Genomic DNA, 20473 nt, shown 5'->3' on the forward strand with positions numbered 1-20473 from the left:
CGAGGCAGCAACTGGACAAAGCCGAGTCGGCAATGCAGGCGGGTAACTACTTTGAAGCCCAGCAGCACGCATCGGAAGCACTCCAGTTTGCTCGTCTCTTGCAGAGAAACCACTGGGAGTACGCCATTCAGTCGATGCCGAATGTCACTTCGAGCCCGTGGGCCGTATCGTTTCAGTCACTTCCCGAGCACTGGAGTCTGATGAGACGGATCGGACAGCTCGGCTCGCTGGAGTCGGAAGAGAATCTGCTTCCGTCCGGTGAGTTCGAAGACATCAAAACTCTGATCGGAGAGCATTGGAAGCATGAGCAATCGATGCTTGAGACCGTCCAGTCCATCGCCGAACTTCATCACGTCGCCAGACAGGGTGATTTCAGTTTGAGACTCGCGGCGAGCCCGCTACCGGGCGGACCAGTTCCCAGTGTCATTTCGAGTGCTCCGGTGACCGTCGTTTCTCCCAGTGTTACGGTTCACAAAGGTCAGTTCGTCAAGATCACAGGCTGGGTCAAAATTCCCGCGACGATCGTGGGGAGCATTGAAGGGGCACTCATCTACGACAGCCTGCTGGGAAAATCGGGGGCGGTGAGGCTTAAGGCCGCTCAAGACTGGCGGCAATTTGAATTGATACGCCCGGTCCCCGAATCTCAGGATATGTCAGTGACCATCGCACTGCAGGGATTGGGAGAAATTCTGCTGGACGATCTGCGGATTGTGGCGGTCGAGTTGGAAGCGGACTACGATGTCCCTTCACCCGCTGTTCCGTCGCTTGAACCCGTCAAGTTTTCACCGCTGGACCTGCGACGGTTGAATCCCCTGCAACGTCGCAAATAGCTCGTGCAGATTCCCGTCCCGGGCAGGAGAAGTTCTGATGGATGATTCAGAATCGATCTGTCCGGATCATCTCTACGGGCGAATGGATTCGATCTCTGAACGATTGCGAACCGAGGTGTTCCTGTATTGGTGTTTTCAGCGTGAAGCCGTGCGGGGCTGGAACTTTTTCGTATTGCTCACTCCGGTCTTCCTCGCCGGAGTCGTGCTCAAGCTGATGGCGGCAACCTGGTATCCCGGATTAGGAATTCATCTACAGCGGGCGCTGTGGGGAGTTGCCGCGTTCAGTCTTGTGCTGGGGAGCATCCGTCATGTTTCCGGAGCGGTCTGCTGGGAAGTTTCCGACGAACTGAATGACTTAGTGAAGCTGACGGGAATCGATCCGGTCACGTTGATTTTCTGCAAATCCTTATGTCGCTGGCTGACGATTCTGCTGTCGCTGCTGCTGATGGTCCCGTTATGGGGCTTCGTACTGACGATGGGGCCATTGGATACTGGGATCGCGTTAGCGGGAGTGAGTTGGCTGTTTCTACTGGCCGTGTTGATGTCGGGATTTGCGCTGATCTCCAGCGTTTCCTCAAAACCAAAAGGCAATCCGGAAAGAGCGGCCGCAGTCGCAACGCTGGCATGGGGGATTCTGTACAATTTTCTGTTCGGACTTGCCGGGGCCGTGATAGGCTTTCTCGATTGGCACCAGGGCATGGTCGCGATGATCAATCTGACACCGATCGTTGCCGTGACTCGAACTCTCATTTTTCCCGGCACGTTCTCGTGCTTCGACATCTCTTACTGGCTGCATCTGATGACAGGTTCGATCTGCATCTGGCGGGCAGTGCTGACCATGCAGAGAAGATTTCGAGTGACCATCGAGGGGAACCAGATCGCAAAGGACACGTCGGAAGTCGATCTCATGAACTCCACTCCTCACTTCATGCGACCCCGCTGCACTGATCGTCCTTTGCGATGGAAGGACCAGTACATCCTGGGAGGGGGAAATTTTTCCCGATCCTGCTGGCGAGTTATGGCTTTTTTGATCTTGATTGGTGTCGTGTTGGCGATTGCGAAGGGAGAGGCTCTGGTTACGGGAATCGCCGCGACTTGCCTTTTCATCCTGGCGATAACCGTCCGTTTCGATGCCCTGGTCACAGCAGAGTTTCGACATCAGACGTGGAACAGCCTGATGCTGCTTCCCTCGGACCCCATGCAAGTGATCGTCGAGAAATTCCGCGCAGCGGTCTGGGAGTTCGACGGCCTGCTCATTCCGCTTCTCTGCGCGGTGATGGCTGGAACTATCACCAATCCGACTGCGATGATGATGGTTTTGGCTATCGCGCTTCTTTTCGGTGTGCTGTTGATGCAAATCTCGGTGATCACTCAGCTTTATTCCAGGAACTGGTGGGCCGGACCCAGTTTGCTACTGCTGTTTATTGTTTTAATTTTCATCATCATCAGTAGCTGGCTGGCACTTTCCTCGGAAGTTGCGTTCTCCGGAAATCTCGCCATTCTCATCGCCACGATTGTCGTATTTCATTGGCAAGTTCGCTGGAAACTGAATACCTGGAGCGACGAATAGCTGGTCACCTCACGCGTCGCGCAAAAGTCGGGCGACACGTTTTCGAACTTCATCGTAAAGGTCCTGCGACAAAGGGCCGGCCGCAGCAGCCGCGAGGTTCTCGGAAAGGTGTTCCGGGTTGCACGTCCCGACGATCGTGGTGTGGCAGCAGGGATGAGTGAGAGTGTACCGCAACACGAGTTCTGCCCGTTTCATCCCTGTCGGCAGAACCTCATCGAGCCGGGCACGTGTCCAGACATCATTGAGTGCGGGACGCTGTATCTCGGCATCGGGGCCCCCTTGAGCGATTCCGCCCCGGATAATGATCCCCGCTCCCGTCTCCGCCGCCTGAGTAATCAGATCATGGTGCTCTGGGGCCAGGCAGGAGTACGGAATCTGGAATGTGTCAAAGACGTTGAGTGCAATCATGCCCGGCAACTCGGGCAGACTGCTTGAAACACCCATGAACCGGATCAGCCCCTGCGATTTGAAGTTCAGCAGCAGGTCGATCAGGCCGTTTCGCTGCAAGCTGTCCGCATCCCCACCGTGGAATTGCAGAATGTCGAGATGATCGGTTTGAAGTTGATGCAGGCTGCTTTCGAGATTTCTGGTGATGACATCCTGACTCCAGGTATGCTTGGTCTCCAGATGGTCAGCATGCTGGATGGGTGCACAACCACATTTTGTGGCCAGAAAATATTCGGAGCGTCGCTGACCGATAAATTGCCCGATTCGCTGTTCGGTGATGCCGTAGTCCGGAGCCGTGTCAATGAAGTTGATCCCCGAATCGAGCACCAGATTCAGAAAGCGATCGGCCGCTTCGTCGCTGACGACTCGCACCCCCCACGTCCGAGGACCGCGAAGTCCCATGCTTCCGTAACCGAGCTGACTGACTTCCAGCCCGGTTCTTCCAAGTCGCTTTTTCAGCATATTCCCGCCCCAGGTCAATACCCGCCTCTTGGCGTTGTCGATGTGATCAATCCGCACGTGAATCGAATTCACTCTACCGGAATTGGCCCGTCAGGTGAGGTGATTTCCTGGACAATCGGCCGGGGTGAACTGATCCAAGCGGATCACCTGGCGAGATGGTGTCCGCTGTCCTGCAGATGATTCTGCTGGGACTGACTGTGAAGAGGGTATTCGCGAGCCCGTTCTTGGGAATGAACTCCACGACGGTGCTTAAGCGGCACGGCTGGATTGCCTGGGCATCGGCAGCGCTGAATTGCTGCACTCCTCGCGCTGAAACTTCACCGTTGCGGGAAATGTCTGCTGTGCCGGTTCGTCGTGCGTCACCGGAGTTTCGCGGATCCCTTCCAGTCCCAGCAGGAACAGATCGCGAAGCGAGCGGATGATTTCCGGGATGTTGATCTTGGATTGTCCAACGATACGGTCTTCGAAGCGGATGGGGGTTTCGACGATGCGGCAGCCAATTCGAGTGCAGCGATAGAGGAATTCTTCCTGGAAGGCATAGCCCTTCGAACGGATCTTGCCGAAGTCCAGTTCCTGTAATTTGCTGACGCGGTAGCAGCGGAATGCGCCGCTGCAGTCTTTAGCCTTCAGCCCAAGCAGGATGTGCGAGTACCAGTTGATCGACTGACTCATGAAGTGTCGAGTGAGACTCCATCCCGAGATGCTCCCTCCGGGTACATACCGGGAGCCAATTCCGATATCAGCGACTTCCATGCTTCCATTCAAAGCAGGAAGGTAGCGCGGATGATGGCTGAAATCGGCATCCATGTTCAGGACAAATTCGTAGTTGTGATCGATGGCCCACTGAAATCCGGCAATGGTGGCCGCGCCGAGTCCCTCTTTGGCCGTTCTGAGCAGCAACTTGATGCGGTGATCTTGTGCCATCATATGCCGTACAACATCGGCAGTTCTGTCAGGCGAGCTGTCGTCAACGACGAGCACATGTGCCTCGGGAAGCTGCTCCAGCACTTGCGGAACAAGCTTGGCGATGTTTTCTCGCTCATTGTACGTGCACAGTGTGACCACGAGTCGATTCGGAACGGCGGTCGTAGCGGCTGCAGTGGACATCAGTAACTCCTGTGAGGTTCGGCTGGTCGGGATAATCGTCGAAGTGGGAAAATGCGTCTAGACCAAGCCGATTGCCTGTCCGTTTCGGCTGCCTTATCGGTTCTCGCGACTCGAAATTGTGGTTGACCGTGACGGGAAGGTCGTCGGGGTCGCTCACCTCGTTCCGCCTCCAATCTCTCGGGAAGGGAACATTTGTGCCCTCCCGATTTACTTCCGGGACAGATGAAGTGCATGATTAGGGGTCGGTTCAGATTGTTGCGTGTCGTTCACAAGGATCCGGAGGGAAACTGATGCCAGCACCAGACGCTTCGCCCAATTTGAAAAAACTTCAAGTCGCGTATCGAGAATGGAATGATTCGCGTGGGGAATCTGTCCAGCAATGGCTGGATCTGATGTGTGACGATGTCAGGATGACCTCGTTGTCGGATGGGAACGCGGGAATGGAGTTTACTAAAGCGCTCACGGGGAAGGAGCAGGCAAAGAACTACTTCAACGAATTACGTGCCACCTGGGAGATGCTCTACTTCCATGCTGACGAATTCATCGAGCAGGGCGACCGTGTCGTCATGCTGGGACGCTGCTCGTTCAAAAGTAAATTGACGGGGAAGTCGGCTGAGTCGCCAAAGGCAGACTTCTTCCGCTTTCGAGATGGCAAGATCGTGGAATATTTCGATTTCTACGACACCGCAAAGGCCTATGCCGCCGCAACACCCGACCCCACCTGATGATTTTTCGCGTGGTGTGTGAAACCAAGAGAGCGAGAGAGAGTGTGTGTGGCCTCACGGGGCGTTTGCGGGATCCTTGAGACCCTCCCCTTTTTCCGGCTCCGCTTTCTTTTTTGCTTCTTCGTTCATTTTCAGGAACGGATTCGGCTTCAGTTCGACGTACCGGATGGACTGGAGATAGTCCAGCACGTTCGCGGACCGCTCGCCCCCCACTTGTGCATGGAAGTGCAGCGAAAAGCCGTGCGGTCCTTTGACATCGATCAGCCTGGGCTGGAACGTGAGCAGTGTCCTGACGATATCCACTTGCCCCAGCATGGCCGAGCAGAAAATGTCTGGACGGGCTCCCCGCTCCAACAGAAGTTCTACGATGTCGTGTCGACCGCAGTGTGACGCTGCGCCGAGTCCACTTTCCCAGTCGTTCGCTCCCCAATTGATGGTCGAAAGGACCAGCCCCGGCTCTTTCTCCAGCAATCGTTTGACCATCTCAATGTCCGTGTGTGCGAACATCACGAAGTCCTGAATGAGTAAGCGGTTGATCTGGGGATTTTTCCACTTGGGCTGAAATGCAGGGGCTTCGTAGTCTCGTTCAAAGGGAGCTTCTCGCGGCCCCGCAGGTGACTCGTTGCCTTTGGCGGCATCGGTAGCAGCACTTTCCTGGCCTCGTAACGATGCGGCCGTTGACAGGAATGCTCCGGCCGTCATGGCGGCGAACGAACGGCGTGAACAGGCATCGTGATTCATGTGCTGGTTTCCTGTTGAAAGTCCGTTGGCAGGTTGCCTGAACAGAGGCCCGGACCTGGAACTTAATTCATCTCTCTAACGAGGTGTTAGGCCCACCTATCCAAAGGACGATGTCTGCAATGCTGCCACGACGTGGCTGCGGTTGAGCTTCCCATTTAGGCCTGCAAGTTCCGGCGGGAACGAACGCGTGAGATTCGACCTGAGCGTGATATGTCTTACCCCCGTTTTTCCAAGGCAGCGACCTCATCGCTGGGGGGCTCGACGATGACGGAATATTGACTGAACTGTGGAGAAGACAAAATCTGCACCTGACCTGACGGCCAGGTAATCTCGATGGAAACGTTCTCTGCTGCCTCGGGGACATGAAACAGGACACGCGAGTCAGATGTTGAGAGGTAGCTGGCACCGCTGGTGATAAATCGGGTCTGGCGGGCCGAATCATACCGCAGCACAATCCGTGTTCCGATCGGGTCCCGGGATGTGGTGCGACCGACAAGTTGCAGTCCGATCCAACGAGAAGTATGGGGAGTTGTGTTTTCGAGGACGACGGTGGGAGCCAGGATTTGCGAGACCGCAAGGTCAATCCGTCCGTCGTTGTCCAGATCGCAGGCAGACAGACCTCGGCCAAGATGCCCCGTCGTGAAATAGGAACCCGCCTTCGCGGCGACGCTCGAGAAGAGCCGTCCGTCCTGGTTTTCGAGCAGAATGGGGACCTGAAAACGGGGAGATGTGGGGGAGTGGCGGTTGGCGTGGCCCGTGGCAATACAGACGTCTTCATCCCCGTCACCATCGAAGTCCCGCAGGCAAATTCCCCAGCCCACGTATTCGGATCCAATCCCTGTGATTCCTAAGGGCTGGCTTACATGCTGGAAGTAGCTTCCCGGCATTGCCCGATACAAGGCCATGGACTCTTTCTCGAAATTGGTGACCCAGAGATCAGGCAGCATATCTCCGTTAAAATCATTCCCTTCCAAGCCCATACTGCCATCAGGCAGACCTCGTTCATTTCGATCTGCACCGCTCACGATCGAGACATCGCTGAAGGTGCCTCCGTTGTTCTGGTAGACGAAATTCGGTTCTCCGTCATTTGCGACGTACAGGTCCAGATCAAGATCTCCATCGAGATCGATTGACAGGACGCCCAACCCCTTTCCTCCGGGTGAAAAGCCCAAATCGGAATGGGCAGACCTGAACCGCCCATCCCCTGTCCCGAGGAATGCCGAGTCATCGAGTGATACAAAGTTACGCGGGGCGCATGTGTCGCGAAGATTAGAGGGGCGTTCCAGGCAAACGGGATTATTCTCGAAGGACCAGTTTGCGTAATGGGCGACGTAAAGGTCCAGAACTCCATCCCCGTTAAAGTCTCCCCAGGCTGCCGCAGTACTCCAGGAATCGTCGATGAGTTCACTCTGGCGAGTCACATCCTGAAAGTGGCCATCGCCCGTGTTGTGCAAAAGTTGAACTCCACCGTAGCCCGTGATGATCACGTCGCAAAATCCATCGTTGTCAAAATCAGCGGCGTAGGCACCGTGTGAGAAAAAGGCAGCGGGCGGAAAGAGATGTGTTAAATCAACCCCCTTCCAGTTTCCGATGTTACGGTAGAACCCTGTCGGTTTGGGCTTGATCTGATTTTCGGGAAGCAATTCGCCTCCGCCAGCGATGATCAGGTCGAACATCCCGTCCCGGTCATAGTCCAAGGTCGCCAGACCTCCCCCAATCGCTTCGATAATCGCGAAATACTCGCTGTTTTCTCCATTATCGTAAGAGAACGGCTTCGCAAAGAAATCCGGTTTTTCGACGAAAGTGATCGGTGCCGAAAGACTTGCGGGCGTTGGTTCAGACTGGCTGAGAGGGGCTTCCGGAATTTCAGAATTTTGTTGGCAGCTCGACAGGAAAATGACGCATAAGGTCGCAAGCAGGGGCAGAACAGATTGCTTGTCAAAACGCATTATTGATCACCCAGATCGTGTAAGATTTTGAAGAGCCTACTGTTCAGATTAAAGATTCATGAAATTTTTGTGTTGCGAATTCATAACGAACTAGGTAAAAAAGTTCCATCAATTTCAATTGACTCGATGAAATCTCAAATTCTCTCTCTTCCCTTCTGATTTGTCGTTGACTCGTTTCTTGCGAGCCACGTTTTCGTTGCGTCGTTCTCACATTTCTCGGAGATCGTTTTATGCTGCGCCGAATTCGGAATCAGGGGTTTACTTTGATCGAATTGCTGGTGGTGATTGCCATCATTGCAGTTCTGATCGCATTGCTGCTGCCTGCAGTTCAACAGGCACGCGAAGCAGCTCGTCGAACACAGTGCAAGAACAACGTCAAGCAACTGGGCTTGGCAATGCACAATTACCATGACACCCATAACCGCTTTCCTAACAACAGTCTGCAGTGGGGATACCCAGCGCTGACGCCCGAGTGGACCGCCACTCAGCACGGTACAGAACTGACGATGATTCTGCCTTTCATCGATCAAGCGCCATTGTACAACCAGATCAATTTCTTTATTCCCAACGCAGAAACGATTGTCGTAAATGGTAAGCCAATTTACGACATCATCATCCCCGCCTTCATTTGCCCGACGTCGACTTCACCCGACACCACGGGCCGTGCGAAGACGAACTATGCTCCATCGCTCGGTGCACAGCGAATGGACGTCAACGGCGGAACTGGCTGCCCTGGCTTGTATCCACCACACGGTCCCCTGGTAGACCCACAGCACGCCGCTCGCGGTGGCACAAATGCGGGTGGATACTTCGGTACCGGACCAGCCGGTCACTCAAACACCTGGAATCCTGCTGAAATCTCCGGAATGTTCAGCCGCGGAATCTGGGCCGCCCGCATGCGGGACGTTACTGACGGTACCAGCAACACGATTCTGATGGGGGAAATTCGTCCCGAGTGTGCTGACCATCAAAACAACGGCTGGTTCCACAACAACTCGATCTGGACCGCGACGACGGCTCCGATCAACTTCCCAACCTGTCCACAGTCGCCTCCGCGAGCAGATAACTGCCACCGGGCCGATACCTGGAACACGTCACAGGGATTCAAGTCACAGCACACAGGCGGCGCTCACTTCCTGTTCTGCGACGGATCGGTCCAGTTCCTTAGCGAAAACATCGATTACGGCACCTATCAGCGAATGGGTGATCGACGCGATGGTAACACTGTGTCGTTCTAGTGGTCATGTGTGATTCAGGCCTTCTCTTAGCCTCTTGCCTAAAGATGACCGCCTGATTCAATGTGCTGAACTGCCAAGGGGCGCGTCGAACGACGCGCCTTTTGTGCTTCCGTCTGAACCCTTGCGACAGCAGACATCTGTCATGCAAGAGATAATGTCCTCTTATGGTTTTCTCGCTTTGTTTGTGACTCGGAGGTTTCGATGCTGTCTCGTTGTGCTCTGTTCGCAGTAATCGCCATTATCGGGTGTGGCGGCGGGGGCTCCACCCTGAAAGTTGTTCCTGTCTCGGGAACCGTGAACTATAAGGGGCAGCCGGTGAAAGGTGCTGTCGTTACTTTCGCAACAGATAAAACGCCGCGAACGGCAGTGGGAGTCTGCGACGCGAGCGGAAAGTTTAAGCTCACGACAATCAATTCCAACGACGGAGCAGTCCCTGGAGAGCACGTTATTACCATCGTGACGTTGCCAGAGCCCGGCAGTGCTATGCCTGCCAATGCCTCCCCGACGGACTACCTGGCACAGATGCAGCAGGCCCAGCAGAGCTCAAAGGGAAAGAAGCTGCAACCACCCGGCGCCGGAAACACAGGAAAACTGATTCCTGCCAAATACGCAGACGCCTCAAAATCAGGACTCAAGCGAACTGTGGTTCCGGGTGAAAAGAACGATTTTACGTTCGATTTGACGGACGACTAACCATAGATAGCACTGAAAACTTAGCCGACAACAGTTTGCTGACGGGCTACTCTGGTACTTCTCGACTCCTCTTGTGGTTACCGCGAGAGGAGTTTTTCGTTTTCCGACTGGTCTACAGGGGAATCCGTCGGGCTTTTGCTCGGTTGTCTCGCACGTTCCAGATAGATGTTAGCGAGCTTTTCATTCTCTGCGGATGGGGGATCAAGCGACTGGTAATAGTCCCCCAGTGCGAGGTTGGCGTCCCGATTTCCGGGATCAAGGTTCAGGACCGACTGTAGCCAGGAGACACCTCGCTTGGGGTCTCCATACTTCAACAGCGTTTTCCCGATATCGAGTCTCAACTCCAGGTTAGCGGGATTACCGGCGACTTCGACCTGGAGTTTGTCGACCCTGCTGAGTTGAGCTTCCGATTCCACAACGCGATGCGCCTCGCTGGTCGCCTCATCGATTCGACCGGCACCCCGCAGGGCTCGAGCCAGTGCATGGCCCACTTCGAGAGATCTCGGCTGCAATTTTTTGACTTGTTCGAGGCATTCCACTGCGATCTGGAAGTTGCCCTGATCGAGAGCCAGTAGTCCCTGTTCCAGCTTCAGATCTTCGTCAGGTAGTTTCCCCGGGTCGGTGATTTGATCGAGCGCCGCCTGGCTCTGGGCGTGGTTGCCGAGGATACGCTCACAATGGGCAATTTGGAGGCTGGCACGGTCGTGGTATTGAGTATCCGTCAGTAGCGTCTGCAGCAGCGCCCTGGCCGGTTCGATCTTCCTGTCCGCCAAAAGGGCGAGCGCACGTCTCATCTTGATTTCGGACGAGTGTGGAGCCCGTTTCATCGCCTGCAGGTAAGCAGCGTCTGCCTCTTTGAATCTTCCTGCATTCTGGAGTACCTGCGCACGTATCAGCTCGGGCTGGGGGTCATGCGGATAATCCTTCGACCAGGAATCGATGACGGCCAACGCCCGTTCCTGCTGGAAATTCAGCAGCAGTCCGCCGACGTATGCTTCACAAACCTCACCGGAATCTTCGTTAGCGTTGACGAGAATGTCGGGCAGCTTTGCCTCGACTTCTCTTAAACGTCCAACTTGAGCCAGCATCAGGACCTGTTCGCGTTCGAGCAGCCTGGCAGGATAGCCTTGCTCCAGTGCAGCCTGCATGGAAGTGCGAAAGCGATCGAGGTCACCCAGTCTGCGGTAAGCGCGTGCTCGAAGAAACTCGATTTCCCCATGATAAGTTCCAAACCACCGGGCTCGGTCCAGCCAAGCCAGGGCTGGTTGGGGTTCTCGCCTGGCGAGCAGCGTCCTGGCGCGGGCAACGATCAACACAGGAGTGAGGAAGAATCCGGCTGCGAGCAGCGCAATCACAATCAGCCCAATTCCGACTCGTTTCCTGACGGGGCTATCTGGTGTCGCGGTGGTCGCTGATGGTTTTTTCCTCTGGGATGCCGGCTTCTTCTGAGTCATCGATCACGCTTAGCAACGGGTTGCAAACTGAAGTTCAAAGGCCTACTCTAAAAACACTTCCGCCCAATGTCCTTACGACGGTCATCCATGAGCCGCTGGGCCATACCCCCGGGTTCACTGGCCACTATATCAGAATTGCTGCTGCGCAGGATTTCATGGAGCTGTGATTGTGCGTCATTGGAGTTGTGACCGTAACCGGAATCGTCTGCTGACGCTCTTCCCGCTGATTTGTTTGCTGACTGTTCCCGCTTGCGGGCCATCGGGATCCATGCCGGGTACGTTATCCACTGGCGGTACCGCAGGGGAAATTGCGGAAGAACGGCATATCGTCGAATTCTGTTCGAAGTGCCATCAACCACCTGACCCTGCCTCGTTCCCGAAGAATCGCTGGGTACACGAGGTCTACCAGGGATATCGCTTCTTCGCAGAATCGAATCCCAAAAGCGATATCAAGCCTCCCGAGAAACCTCGCGCGATTGATTACTACACCAGTCGCGCCCCCGAGACATTGCCTGATCCGGAACCGATCCGCTTTGCTGCGGAATCTTCTCCGCGATTTCGATTGGCACCGGAGTATGATCCCGAGCCCGTCGAGTACCCGATGATTTCGTTCCTGAGCTGGAAGAAGTGGACCAACGACGGAACGGAACGGCTCGTTATGGCTGACATGAGCGGCGGGACGGTCTCGTACTGGGACCCGGAATCAAAGAGCTATTCCAAGCTGGCCAGCATTCCTCATCCTTCGCAATTTGAATGGTCTGACATTGATCAGGACGGCGTCCTCGAGATGGTGGTTGCCGATCTGGGCAGCGTGGAGCCAGCCGATCACGACCGAGGAAATGTCTACCTGCTCAAGCAGCAACCGAACGACGCCTGGAGCTCAACGACTGTCGCCTCGGGATTGGGGCGAGTCTGTGAAGTTCGTACCGCCGACTTCAATGGTGACGGTCGACTGGACATCGTCGTTGCCGAGTTTGGCTGGCATAAGAAAGGGGGAATCCGGATCATGGAACAGCGTGCGTCCAGTGACGGGACACCCAGGTTTCAGATCCGCCGACTGGATGAACGGCACGGAGCGATCCGAGTCCCTCCTGTTGATCTCGATCAGGATGGAGATATCGATTTCGTCGCACTGATTGCGCAGGAATACGAGGCAGTTGAAGTCTTCGTGAATCGGGGCGACGCTCGATTTGATAATCAGGAGCTCTGCCCCCCTCGTGAGCCCGCATTCGGGTTGAATGGCCTGGAAGCGGCTGACCTCGACGGCGACGGCGATATCGATTTCGTCGTCACAAACGGAGACATGTTTGATAACTTCATGATCAAGCCTTATCACCAGTTACGCTGGCTGGAGAATCTGGGCTCGCTGCAGTTTGCTGACCATCACCTGGCCTGCATGCCGGGGGTTTGCGGAGCGGCATTTGGTGATCTTGATCTGGATGGTGATCTCGACATCGTCACCTCCAGTTGTTTCCCGCTGCGGGTGATCAACGGGATGAGTGCCGAACAACTGGCGGCGATCCCCTCGGCCATTTGGTTTGAACAGACTGAACCGGGCAAGTTTTCGCCTCATCCGCTGGAGTTTGGTAATCCACTCCATGCGTCTCAGGTTCTTGCCGATGTCGATTCTGACGGCGATCTCGACATCGTGCTCGGGCTCTTCGGACCCAATCCGGACCAGAAACGCCCCCCCTTCACCGTCTACGAAAATTTGACACGGAGCAGAACAACTCCGACGAGTGCTTCCGTCGAGTGACACGCCACGTCGAGAAAACAACATGGGCCGAACGTCCTTCGTTCCCTGACGATTCGGAGTTTGTGAGCGATGAACACCGAACGGCTATCGCGGGGTGCGCGGATGAAGGCTGTTGTCGCGAGTGCGGCTCTTTCGCATTGCTTACTTTGTCCTTGTGGTACACTGAGCAACACCTTCCCAGTCCGAATCAATATCTCTGGTGGATCACCGGTTAATGTCGATGTGCCCTCCTGAAAATCGAACGAGAAGAACCAGACCGAAAGCGTCGCGACGGATGGGATGGGACCGCATCCTCATGATTGCGGTCTGGGCGGGTCTAACGTGTTGCCTGACGTCGGGCTGTGGTTCATTCCGATCGACTCAGGCGAGCGATCCCATTGCGGAGATCGACCGTCTGGCCCGGAAAGAAGAACCGGGCGAACTGATGGAGCGAATTATTCAGGGAGAAGAAGCCTGTGGCGGACCGGAAGGACAGGCGGTCCTGCGAGCAGCTTATTACTTGAAGCGGCAGGAATTTGACCGAGCCCTCTACTACATGGCCAAGGTTTCTCCCGTTGGTCCGTACCGGTCTACCTCATTATGGATTGCTGGAGAAGCACTTTTTCAAACCGGTCAGTTGACGAAGGCGATTCAAATCCTGAACAGCCTCGTCGCGGAATTCCCGGACGATGTCGAGGGTCACCGTTGTCTGGCCGCCATCTATTTCGACATCAGCGCGATGCAAGAGGCACGGACAGAATTACACGAAGTCATCCGACTGGCTCCCGATGACTATCGGCCACATCATCTGCTGGGCCAGATTGACCTGGATTTTGAGAAACACGCTTTCGCCGTCGAGCACTACAAAAAAGCGTTAGAACTGTGCAAGATCCCCGAGCGGCAACTCGAACTCCGGCAAGGGTTGGCATTGTCGTTGCAGGGTGATCGCCAGTTCGCCGAACTCCTTGCAACGGTTTCTCCAGAGGAACCTGATCCCCAGCTACAGGTCTGTCGTGCCGACGCCTTGTGGAGCCAGGGGAAGGTCGAAGAGGCGCAACAGACGCTGGAGACAATTCTCGAGAAGCAACCCTCTTTCCCCGACGCCTTGTTGCTGTCAGCACGGATTGATCTTGATCAAAGCAAGCTGGATTCCGCAGAAAAGAAGCTTCAGAAACTTCTCGACACTGATCCGCACCATGTTGTCGCTCGTTATCAGCTTGCACAGGTTCAGCGCCAGGCAGGCAAGATGGAGGCGTTTCAGGAGTCGATGAAGTTAAAGGAAGAGACGCAAAAATTGATGGATCAGCTGGTGGAACTCAATCAGCAGATTATCGATCGTCCGGGCCAACCCGATTTGTGCCTGCAGATTGCGGACGTTGCCGACCAGCTTGGTAAACACGAACTGGCCGAATCCTGGAGAAAAGCCGCCTTCGGTCTTCAGTCCTCATCGCCATAGCGTGCATTGCTGTCCGAAATTGAGCCGTACGCCGCCCCCGAGTTCGTGCCGTTCCTTGAGTCGGTTTTTACGGTTTAGGTTGCCGCCCTGCTGCAGCCCATTCTTCCAACTTCCGGCGGATTTCGGGCACCTTTTGCGGCTCTTGTTTTTGAGCGAGATCCAGCATCTTTCGAGCGGTCCGTTCCGCGTTGGCGGGTTGCCCCGCTTCCGCGTAGGTTTCGGCCAGTGCTTCGAGGACTGAGAGATTCTGTTCACGGGTCAGATTCGCCGCTTGACGCGCAACGGACGTGGCCTCGGCATATTCCTTTGTCTGACGCAAGGCCGTGTTCAGTCCGATGTGTCCTTCAATGTGCCGGGGGTTAATGATCAGAACTCGTCGAAAGCGGCTGACCGCATCCGACCAGCGTTCCAGTTTCAGCATTGTCAGTCCGAGCTGGTAGTTGATTTTATCGAGATAGGGTTCGATCGATTCCGCAATCAGGAATTGCTCAACCGCCGACTCATAGTCCCCGTCCAGAAAAGACTGCCAGCCGAGCATCGAAGGGCCGTAGGGGTCGTCGGCGTCAAGTCTGGCCGCAGCTTCCCACTGCTGTCGAGCCTGCTCTTTTTGTCCGAGCAGGGCGTAAAGCGTCCCTAAATTTCCGACGGTGATGGCATCGTGAGGTTTGAGAGTCAGAATCTCCTGAGCCAGTTTGAAGGCCTCGTCATAGTTTCCTGATGTCATCAGGTGCCGAACTTTCGGACGCCCCTGATCGGTTTTGGTGTACGAAACAATTAACTGACTGAGCCGACTTTCGACGGTGGGATCACCTTTGAATCGAAGTGCCTGTCGGCAGGCGTGGATCGCGGCGAGAAGCCGGTATTCCGTGGCGTATTGTTCCGACAGCGAGACCCAATGATCAAACAGGCTTGCCCTGAGCCTCTCAACTTCGGCCTGGCTTGCTGGGTCGGATTGAGTGCGGTACCACTCCAGGAGGATTTCGTCACGTGCGGCGGGATATACGGCAATGCGATGTTCCCAGCGCGGGACCGGGGCGTAATAAGCTGTGTCTCGGGTGGCAAAGCTGACCTGAATCTTTTCGCTTTTTGGCATATGGCAGCCAACGCAGTTGTCTCGAACCGCAAGCGGCAGATTTTCTTTGTCATGACATGCGTCGGGCTGATGGCATTGTCGGCAATCTGCCCCCCCTACCCCGCGCTGGGGACGCGGCTTGTGTACATGTGGGTCATGGCAGGTAATGCAGGTCATCTGATCGCTTTGTTGAAAGCATTCGCTTTCACGCAGATAGCTGACCTGGTTGGCAACGTGGTCGTCTTCGGGGTGTTTCGTCTGAAGTGTCTTGTAGAAGTCGTCGAGCGGCAGGCCGGGGCGATAGCGAAATGCAGGGCCCCGGTGCTTCAATGCATTACTGTGACACTGGGCACAAAGATCCATCCGCCGTTCTCGCGAAAGGTGTCCCGGGTGGACAATCTTAGACGCGGCTGTTTCATCAGGATGGGCCTCGTGATGACGAACGTGGTCTGTCCCCGGACCGTGACAGACTTCGCAAGTGATGCCGTAGATCGATTGATGGCGCTTATACTCGTTCAATGTCCCGGGAACATGGTTCATCCAGGTGTTGTGACACTCCATACAGCGTGGGGTTGTAGGACGGGTGAAATCGCCTGAACCATTCCGATCGAATCCGGCGACGCCCCAGTCGTCGATCGGGTGTAACCAGCACATCGGTAGTTCGGACAGCAGATCACCCTTCCAGGTGAAATAGACTTCGTCTGTTTCTGCCCCTGAGCCGTAGACCAATTCTATTGGCGTCGAGGTTCGGCGTTCCCCTTGGGGTGTCTTCTGTATCGCCGTTTGCAGAAATTGATTTCCTTCTCGCGACATCAGGAAGTGGACGGGACTGTTCGACGGGATAAATGTACCTCGGCCAGTCAGGAATCCGGGAGGCATCGTGTCGACAGGCGTCGGCAGGCAGGCTTGAAAATGCCGCGTTTCGCGAAACTCCGCGACGCGTTCGGCATGGCAGGCAGCGCAGGCATCAATTCCGATGTACCCTTCTGGATTGATGGCTACGGGGGGAGTTTCACCTCGTGCAGAGGACGATTGATGATTCGGGACTTCGACAGACTTTGGGGCAGGAATTGCTGCGGCGGTCGAGGTCTTCGAAACTCCCTGCGAAAGCGGATTTTGATGATTTCCCGATGTGCGAGAATGGAACCGGCCGAAATTCCAGCTCACGGCCGTCGCGACGCCCCCGAGTGACAACAGCAATAATGCAATTCTCCAATCTCGCAAAAGAAAAGTCCTCCGTGGACTTCTGGCAGAGCTTGGGGCTTTCTCAGTCATTCTGATTTGCTTTTTCGAAAGGGAGGGACCACGTCGCCATCGTGTGACATTGTCCATCGTTCCGCCACTCCCTTCAGCCTGTGAGGAGAGATAAAGTGAGGCGAGTTCTGCGACGTTCGATGGACTTCGGGATCTGATCGTCGAGCATAATCGTTGTACGGTGAACTTGCGAAACAGATCATCGTCAACGCCTGTTGAATATAACGTCTTTGTAGTCCTCAACGAGGATGTCGGGCTGGGACTTTGGTCGCTCGAAACCCTGAAAACCTTCAGGCCGGATGCTCGCGGGATTCATGGGCCGGGGAAAGTCGAAACCGGAATATCGTGACTCCGCGTTTACGAGCTTCTTACTGTCATGGCATCGAAGAATTCCGGTCCACCTGGATGCGACTCGTAGGAGAAGACGATCGCCCGTCCGGTCGCCCCGGTCAGCGAGACTCCGGGTTGATTGTCGACTCATGAGTGGCGTAGCATCGTTGCGGAGAATGAACGGACTTTTCGCCAAATTGCTTTTTCTGGAAGTGAATGTTGACCCCTGCTTCGGACCAGATGTTGATTGAGCAACTCCGGCAGGGAGACACGTCGGCGTTCGCTCAGGTCATCGAGCAACATCAGCGGGTGGTGTATGGCTATTTGCGCGCTCGCGTCCAACAGGCAGTTGACGCGGACGATATGGTCCAGGAAGTGTTTCTGCGGTTTTACCTGTCTCAAGCACGGTTCGACTCCACGGCATTAATCCGACCGTGGTTGATCGGAATTGCGAGAAACCTGCTGCATGAACATGTTCGACATGCCCGGCGACGCAAGGAAGTCGCCTGGACGGAACTTTGTCTGGAACTGGAATCCGTGTTACCCGCAGATGCGCTCTGGACGGATGCGGATGATCGGCTGCAACAGCTTCCCGGATGCATGAATGATCTTGGTCCGAGCGCCCGACAGGCGATTGAACTGCACTACCGGTCTGAGCGAAAGCTGGTGGAGATTGGACGAGAACTGCATCGAAGCGAAGGTGCTGTGAAACTTCTGATGCACCGGGCACGTCAGGCTTTGAGGGATTGCCTGCACTCGGCAGTTGCCCGATCTGGTGCCTGAAGGAACTGCATCTGAAACGCCGCCGAGATGCAGGCTGAAGGGATTGAGCAAATTTGTCAGCAACACAGGATTCATTGAGGTTTGGTCGCAGATCCCCCACTGGGCACAGCATCTAAAGAATTGAGACTTCTGACGCTTGAATAACTTCATGACCGATCAAGAACTCATCGAACTGTTGCAACAGAAACCGGCAGGAGAACTGACGTCTGCTGAGTTGGAACTGATCCGGACCCGCTGGAAGCAGTCGCCGGCGCTTCAGCAGGCGCTGCAGGAATACCTGCAACTCGAATCCGAACTGCACGGTGGACTCGCGACCGTACAGGTCGATGTCGAGACGATTCTCAAGCGAGCGGCCGAGCAGCCACCGAAGACGCGGCTGACGCTGCCTCGCTGGTCGTGGTTAATCGGTCTGAGTCTTGTTCTCTTAATGGGGGACGGGGCGGGTTACCTGCTTCGGGAAAGAGGGCTGGCCGACCGGGGCGCTTCGGACGCCCTACCGACGGATATCCCCCAACCGGCAATCGAACAGGTTGTCGAACCAGGACTGGGTGAGAAAACCGCTCCGGACGTTGTTGTCCCTGAACCAGTGCCAGAGGTCAGTTCTGCTGAGGCGTCGTCGCTCCCTGTTTCTCCACCAAAAGGAGCGACGGACGTTTCCGTGGCACTCGACGAGCCCTGGTCCGCGCAGCTCTCGCCCGACAGTGTCCTTCTCGCTGCCGATAGTCTCTGGTGGCAAAGTCCCCCTCAGTCGACGGGGCATGATGAATTTTCTGACCTGGAAGCCAAACGCTGGTTCGCCCCCGTCGATGGTCATTCCTCCAGGTGGACGACCGAACTGATTGGTGTGCCAGGCCGTCGTACGGCTCGCTTTCAGGGACTGTCGAAGCTGCGTGCTCCCTGGCCCACGGATGCGGTCCTGCGACTGACTCCGTTCGAAGTGAATGACCTGGCTCTGTACTTTTGGCGAGGATCTCAGGGGATCGCACTTCGCTATTACGCGAGGCGCGAACCGCAGATGTGGGGCGCATTTGAAATCTCGCGTGAGGGTCGGTCGCCTTTGCCGGACTCCTTCGGATTGCTCACGACAGACAGCGGTGCGTATTCCCGGTCGGGGGGAGGTACGCTGGAAGTCCGCCATCAGCAGGACCACTTCGTCCTGGCGCGCGGGGGCACTATTCTGCTGAGTGTGCCCTGTTCCGGACCACCTGAGGACGTTTTCATTGAGGGACAGTTCCGCCTTCGCGGGGTGTCGATGCACCGCAGTGAGCCGTTTTCTGAGCCGCCAGAGAATCCACATCCCGTGGTGATCTCAGGAGCGGCAGCGTCACTCCCGTGGGCCGTCTCCTCTGCTTCCTCACCCGATTTCACTGTCAATGAGGATGGTTCCATTACGTTCGTTTCGCAATCGGCAGACTCCGAAAGCTTGCTCACTTTGCCTGTTCGTAGCGGAAAACCGGAAATCACCGATGCAACTCGTCGTGGAGGTTTGTACGAAGTCATCGTCAATATCGAATCTGCCGAGCCCGGAACGGGGATCTTCCTTGGCAATCAGGACAGCGGGCCGTTACAGAGGTTGGGCTTTTTTCTGGACCCTGCGACACAGCGAACGACGTTCGGCGTCCTTCGACCGGAGGAGAAAAAGAGCAAAGCGACCCCTCACCCGGATTCGGTTCCGACTCCATTCGTTTCCCGATCGTGCTGGCTGAAGCTGATCGCCGGTCTCGGTACGCTGCACATCATGGTCAGTGGTGACGGTCAGCATTGGGGGGCGATTGGCGAGGCTCCCGGTCTCGACTTGCCCGGCGCGGTCAATTCAATGGGGCTGTTCGTTCAGCCAGGGATGCCCCCCCGGAAAATCTGTGTCAGTCATATTGAGGTTCGAGAATTATCCGGGGTCACTCAAATGGCTGACCCACAACTTCGAAGTCGTGTGCCGCTGGCTCTCGTTGGCCAGGTCCAGGATCTGGCCACGTGGCTGAACGGCGTTCTCGATGCTCAGCCGGGTGATGTGGAAACGGAGGAGTGGCTTAGTACCTGCGCTGTTGTGGCACTTGAACAGGGACCTCCGAAAGAGACCGGTGGAGCGTTACTGCGGCAACTCGTGAGCTGCGGTTTGAAGTCGGACCGTAGTTTCGAGCAGAAACGATTACTGATTGACGATGCCGTGTCGCTGTGCGATTTGTTTGATGAAACGGCAGCAAAAACCGCAGCAACCTGGTATCAGGAGTTGGGCGGGCAATTGGCGGAAGGGAGCGATGTCCCTCCGATGAAAACTCTCCGACCTTTGTGGCTGAGGTCCCCACTGTGGACTGACATACGGATGGCTGGCGTATGGGATCAACTCGAATCGGCCGAAGTCATCCAGTCCATCTACCAGCGCGACTGGAATCGGGCGTGGGAGCGCTCACAGGCGGCTTTGTTCTGGCACCAGTCACCGCAGCAGGATCCGCGTTTGACGGATGAAGGGGATGCTGTCGTTCGTCACGCAAAATGGGCCAAATGTGTCGTGGCAGAGAACCTGCCTCAACTGGACGACGGCACGGCAGGCGTGCTTCCGGTCGCTCAGCGTCATCCTCTGGTCCCGGTCCTCAGTAAGGAGGCCTACAACATCCGGGCGGAACTTCAAT

The 20473-nt window shown here is 55.7% G+C and carries 15 protein-coding genes; 9 read left to right on the top strand and 6 right to left on the bottom strand.

The genetic code is table 11. The annotated features are described in order from the left end of the window. Positions 1-830, top strand: an 830-nt coding sequence (locus tag VGE80_RS06865; RefSeq protein ID WP_440592127.1) for a hypothetical protein, incomplete at its 5' end; no start/stop codon positions are given. Positions 831-867: 37 nt separating this feature from the next. Continuing rightward, positions 868-2400 (top strand): hypothetical protein, encoded by a 1533-nt coding sequence (locus tag VGE80_RS06870; protein ID WP_440592128.1) that lies wholly within the window; start codon positions 868-870, stop codon positions 2398-2400. Positions 2401-2409: 9 nt separating this feature from the next. Here VGE80_RS06870 and VGE80_RS06875 read toward each other — a convergent pair whose 3' ends face one another. Continuing rightward, positions 2410-3366: an aldo/keto reductase gene (locus tag VGE80_RS06875; RefSeq protein ID WP_440592129.1), complete on the bottom strand. Its 957-nt coding sequence runs from the start codon at positions 3364-3366 to the stop codon at positions 2410-2412. Between the two features lie 192 nt (positions 3367-3558). Further along, a complete protein-coding gene (locus VGE80_RS06880) occupies positions 3559-4416 on the bottom strand; it encodes a polyprenol monophosphomannose synthase (RefSeq protein WP_440592130.1) in 858 nt (285 codons plus the stop codon). Between the two features lie 290 nt (positions 4417-4706). Here VGE80_RS06880 and VGE80_RS06885 point away from each other — a divergent pair, with 290 nt between their 5' ends. Then, entirely contained in the window at positions 4707-5141 is a 435-nt protein-coding gene (locus VGE80_RS06885) for a nuclear transport factor 2 family protein (RefSeq protein ID WP_397569753.1), read from the top strand. 54 nt (positions 5142-5195) lie between these two features. Here the strand turns inward: VGE80_RS06885 and VGE80_RS06890 are convergent, their stop codons facing one another. Together VGE80_RS06890 and VGE80_RS06895 are read right to left on the bottom strand one after the other, a co-directional pair. Next, the gene (locus VGE80_RS06890; protein ID WP_440592131.1) at positions 5196-5882 is read right to left on the bottom strand and encodes an ankyrin repeat domain-containing protein; all 687 of its coding nucleotides are present in this window, start codon (positions 5880-5882) and stop codon (positions 5196-5198) included. Between the two features lie 215 nt (positions 5883-6097). Then, positions 6098-7831, bottom strand: a complete 1734-nt coding sequence (locus tag VGE80_RS06895) for a CRTAC1 family protein (protein ID WP_397569754.1) — start codon at positions 7829-7831, stop codon at positions 6098-6100. A gap of 230 nt (positions 7832-8061) precedes the next feature. Between VGE80_RS06895 and VGE80_RS06900 the strand changes: the two genes are divergently transcribed. Together VGE80_RS06900 and VGE80_RS06905 are read left to right on the top strand one after the other, a co-directional pair. Beyond that, positions 8062-9069 (top strand): DUF1559 family PulG-like putative transporter, encoded by a 1008-nt coding sequence (locus VGE80_RS06900; protein ID WP_373652424.1) that lies wholly within the window; start codon positions 8062-8064, stop codon positions 9067-9069. 201 nt (positions 9070-9270) lie between these two features. After that, on the top strand, positions 9271-9762 hold the full coding sequence (locus VGE80_RS06905; protein WP_373652423.1) for a hypothetical protein: 492 nt from the start codon (positions 9271-9273) through the stop codon (positions 9760-9762). A 77-nt stretch (positions 9763-9839) separates the two neighbouring features. On the opposite strand, the gene VGE80_RS06910 is transcribed toward VGE80_RS06905, so the two are convergent. Then, positions 9840-11216, bottom strand: a complete 1377-nt coding sequence (locus VGE80_RS06910; protein ID WP_440592132.1) for a tetratricopeptide repeat protein — start codon at positions 11214-11216, stop codon at positions 9840-9842. A 169-nt stretch (positions 11217-11385) separates the two neighbouring features. Between VGE80_RS06910 and VGE80_RS06915 the strand changes: the two genes are divergently transcribed. Next, entirely contained in the window at positions 11386-12972 is a 1587-nt protein-coding gene (locus VGE80_RS06915; protein ID WP_440592133.1) for an FG-GAP repeat domain-containing protein, read from the top strand. Between the two features lie 295 nt (positions 12973-13267). After that, entirely contained in the window at positions 13268-14407 is a 1140-nt protein-coding gene (locus VGE80_RS06920; protein WP_440592134.1) for a tetratricopeptide repeat protein, read from the top strand. Between the two features lie 67 nt (positions 14408-14474). On the opposite strand, the gene VGE80_RS06925 is transcribed toward VGE80_RS06920, so the two are convergent. Continuing rightward, positions 14475-16703: a tetratricopeptide repeat protein gene (locus VGE80_RS06925; protein ID WP_440592135.1), complete on the bottom strand. Its 2229-nt coding sequence runs from the start codon at positions 16701-16703 to the stop codon at positions 14475-14477. Positions 16704-17279: 576 nt separating this feature from the next. Here VGE80_RS06925 and VGE80_RS06930 point away from each other — a divergent pair. Beyond that, positions 17280-17846 carry an RNA polymerase sigma factor gene (locus VGE80_RS06930; RefSeq protein ID WP_373652419.1) on the top strand — a complete coding sequence of 189 codons (567 nt, stop codon included), beginning with the start codon at positions 17280-17282 and terminating at the stop codon, positions 17844-17846. Positions 17847-17994: 148 nt separating this feature from the next. Beyond that, the coding region (locus tag VGE80_RS06935; protein WP_440592136.1) for a hypothetical protein at positions 17995-20473 on the top strand (2479 nt) is incomplete at its 3' end.

Origin of the sequence: Schlesneria sp. (genome assembly GCF_036405755.1) — a bacterium.
Lineage (GTDB): Bacteria > Planctomycetota > Planctomycetia > Planctomycetales > Planctomycetaceae > Schlesneria > Schlesneria sphaerica.

Excerpts from the sequence above, each read along its gene's own strand:
- VGE80_RS06870 (WP_440592128.1), top strand. The coding sequence starts at position 868 with ATGGATGATTCAGAATCGATCTGTCCGGATCATCTCTACGGGCGAATG.
- VGE80_RS06880 (WP_440592130.1), bottom strand. The coding sequence starts at position 4,416 with ATGTCCACTGCAGCCGCTACGACCGCCGTTCCGAATCGACTCGTGGTC.
- VGE80_RS06885 (WP_397569753.1), top strand. The coding sequence starts at position 4,707 with ATGCCAGCACCAGACGCTTCGCCCAATTTGAAAAAACTTCAAGTCGCG.
- VGE80_RS06890 (WP_440592131.1), bottom strand. The coding sequence starts at position 5,882 with ATGAATCACGATGCCTGTTCACGCCGTTCGTTCGCCGCCATGACGGCC.
- VGE80_RS06895 (WP_397569754.1), bottom strand. The coding sequence starts at position 7,831 with ATGCGTTTTGACAAGCAATCTGTTCTGCCCCTGCTTGCGACCTTATGC.
- VGE80_RS06900 (WP_373652424.1), top strand. The coding sequence starts at position 8,062 with ATGCTGCGCCGAATTCGGAATCAGGGGTTTACTTTGATCGAATTGCTG.
- VGE80_RS06905 (WP_373652423.1), top strand. The coding sequence starts at position 9,271 with ATGCTGTCTCGTTGTGCTCTGTTCGCAGTAATCGCCATTATCGGGTGT.
- VGE80_RS06910 (WP_440592132.1), bottom strand. The coding sequence starts at position 11,216 with ATGACTCAGAAGAAGCCGGCATCCCAGAGGAAAAAACCATCAGCGACC.
- VGE80_RS06920 (WP_440592134.1), top strand. The coding sequence starts at position 13,268 with ATGATTGCGGTCTGGGCGGGTCTAACGTGTTGCCTGACGTCGGGCTGT.
- VGE80_RS06930 (WP_373652419.1), top strand. The coding sequence starts at position 17,280 with ATGTTGACCCCTGCTTCGGACCAGATGTTGATTGAGCAACTCCGGCAG.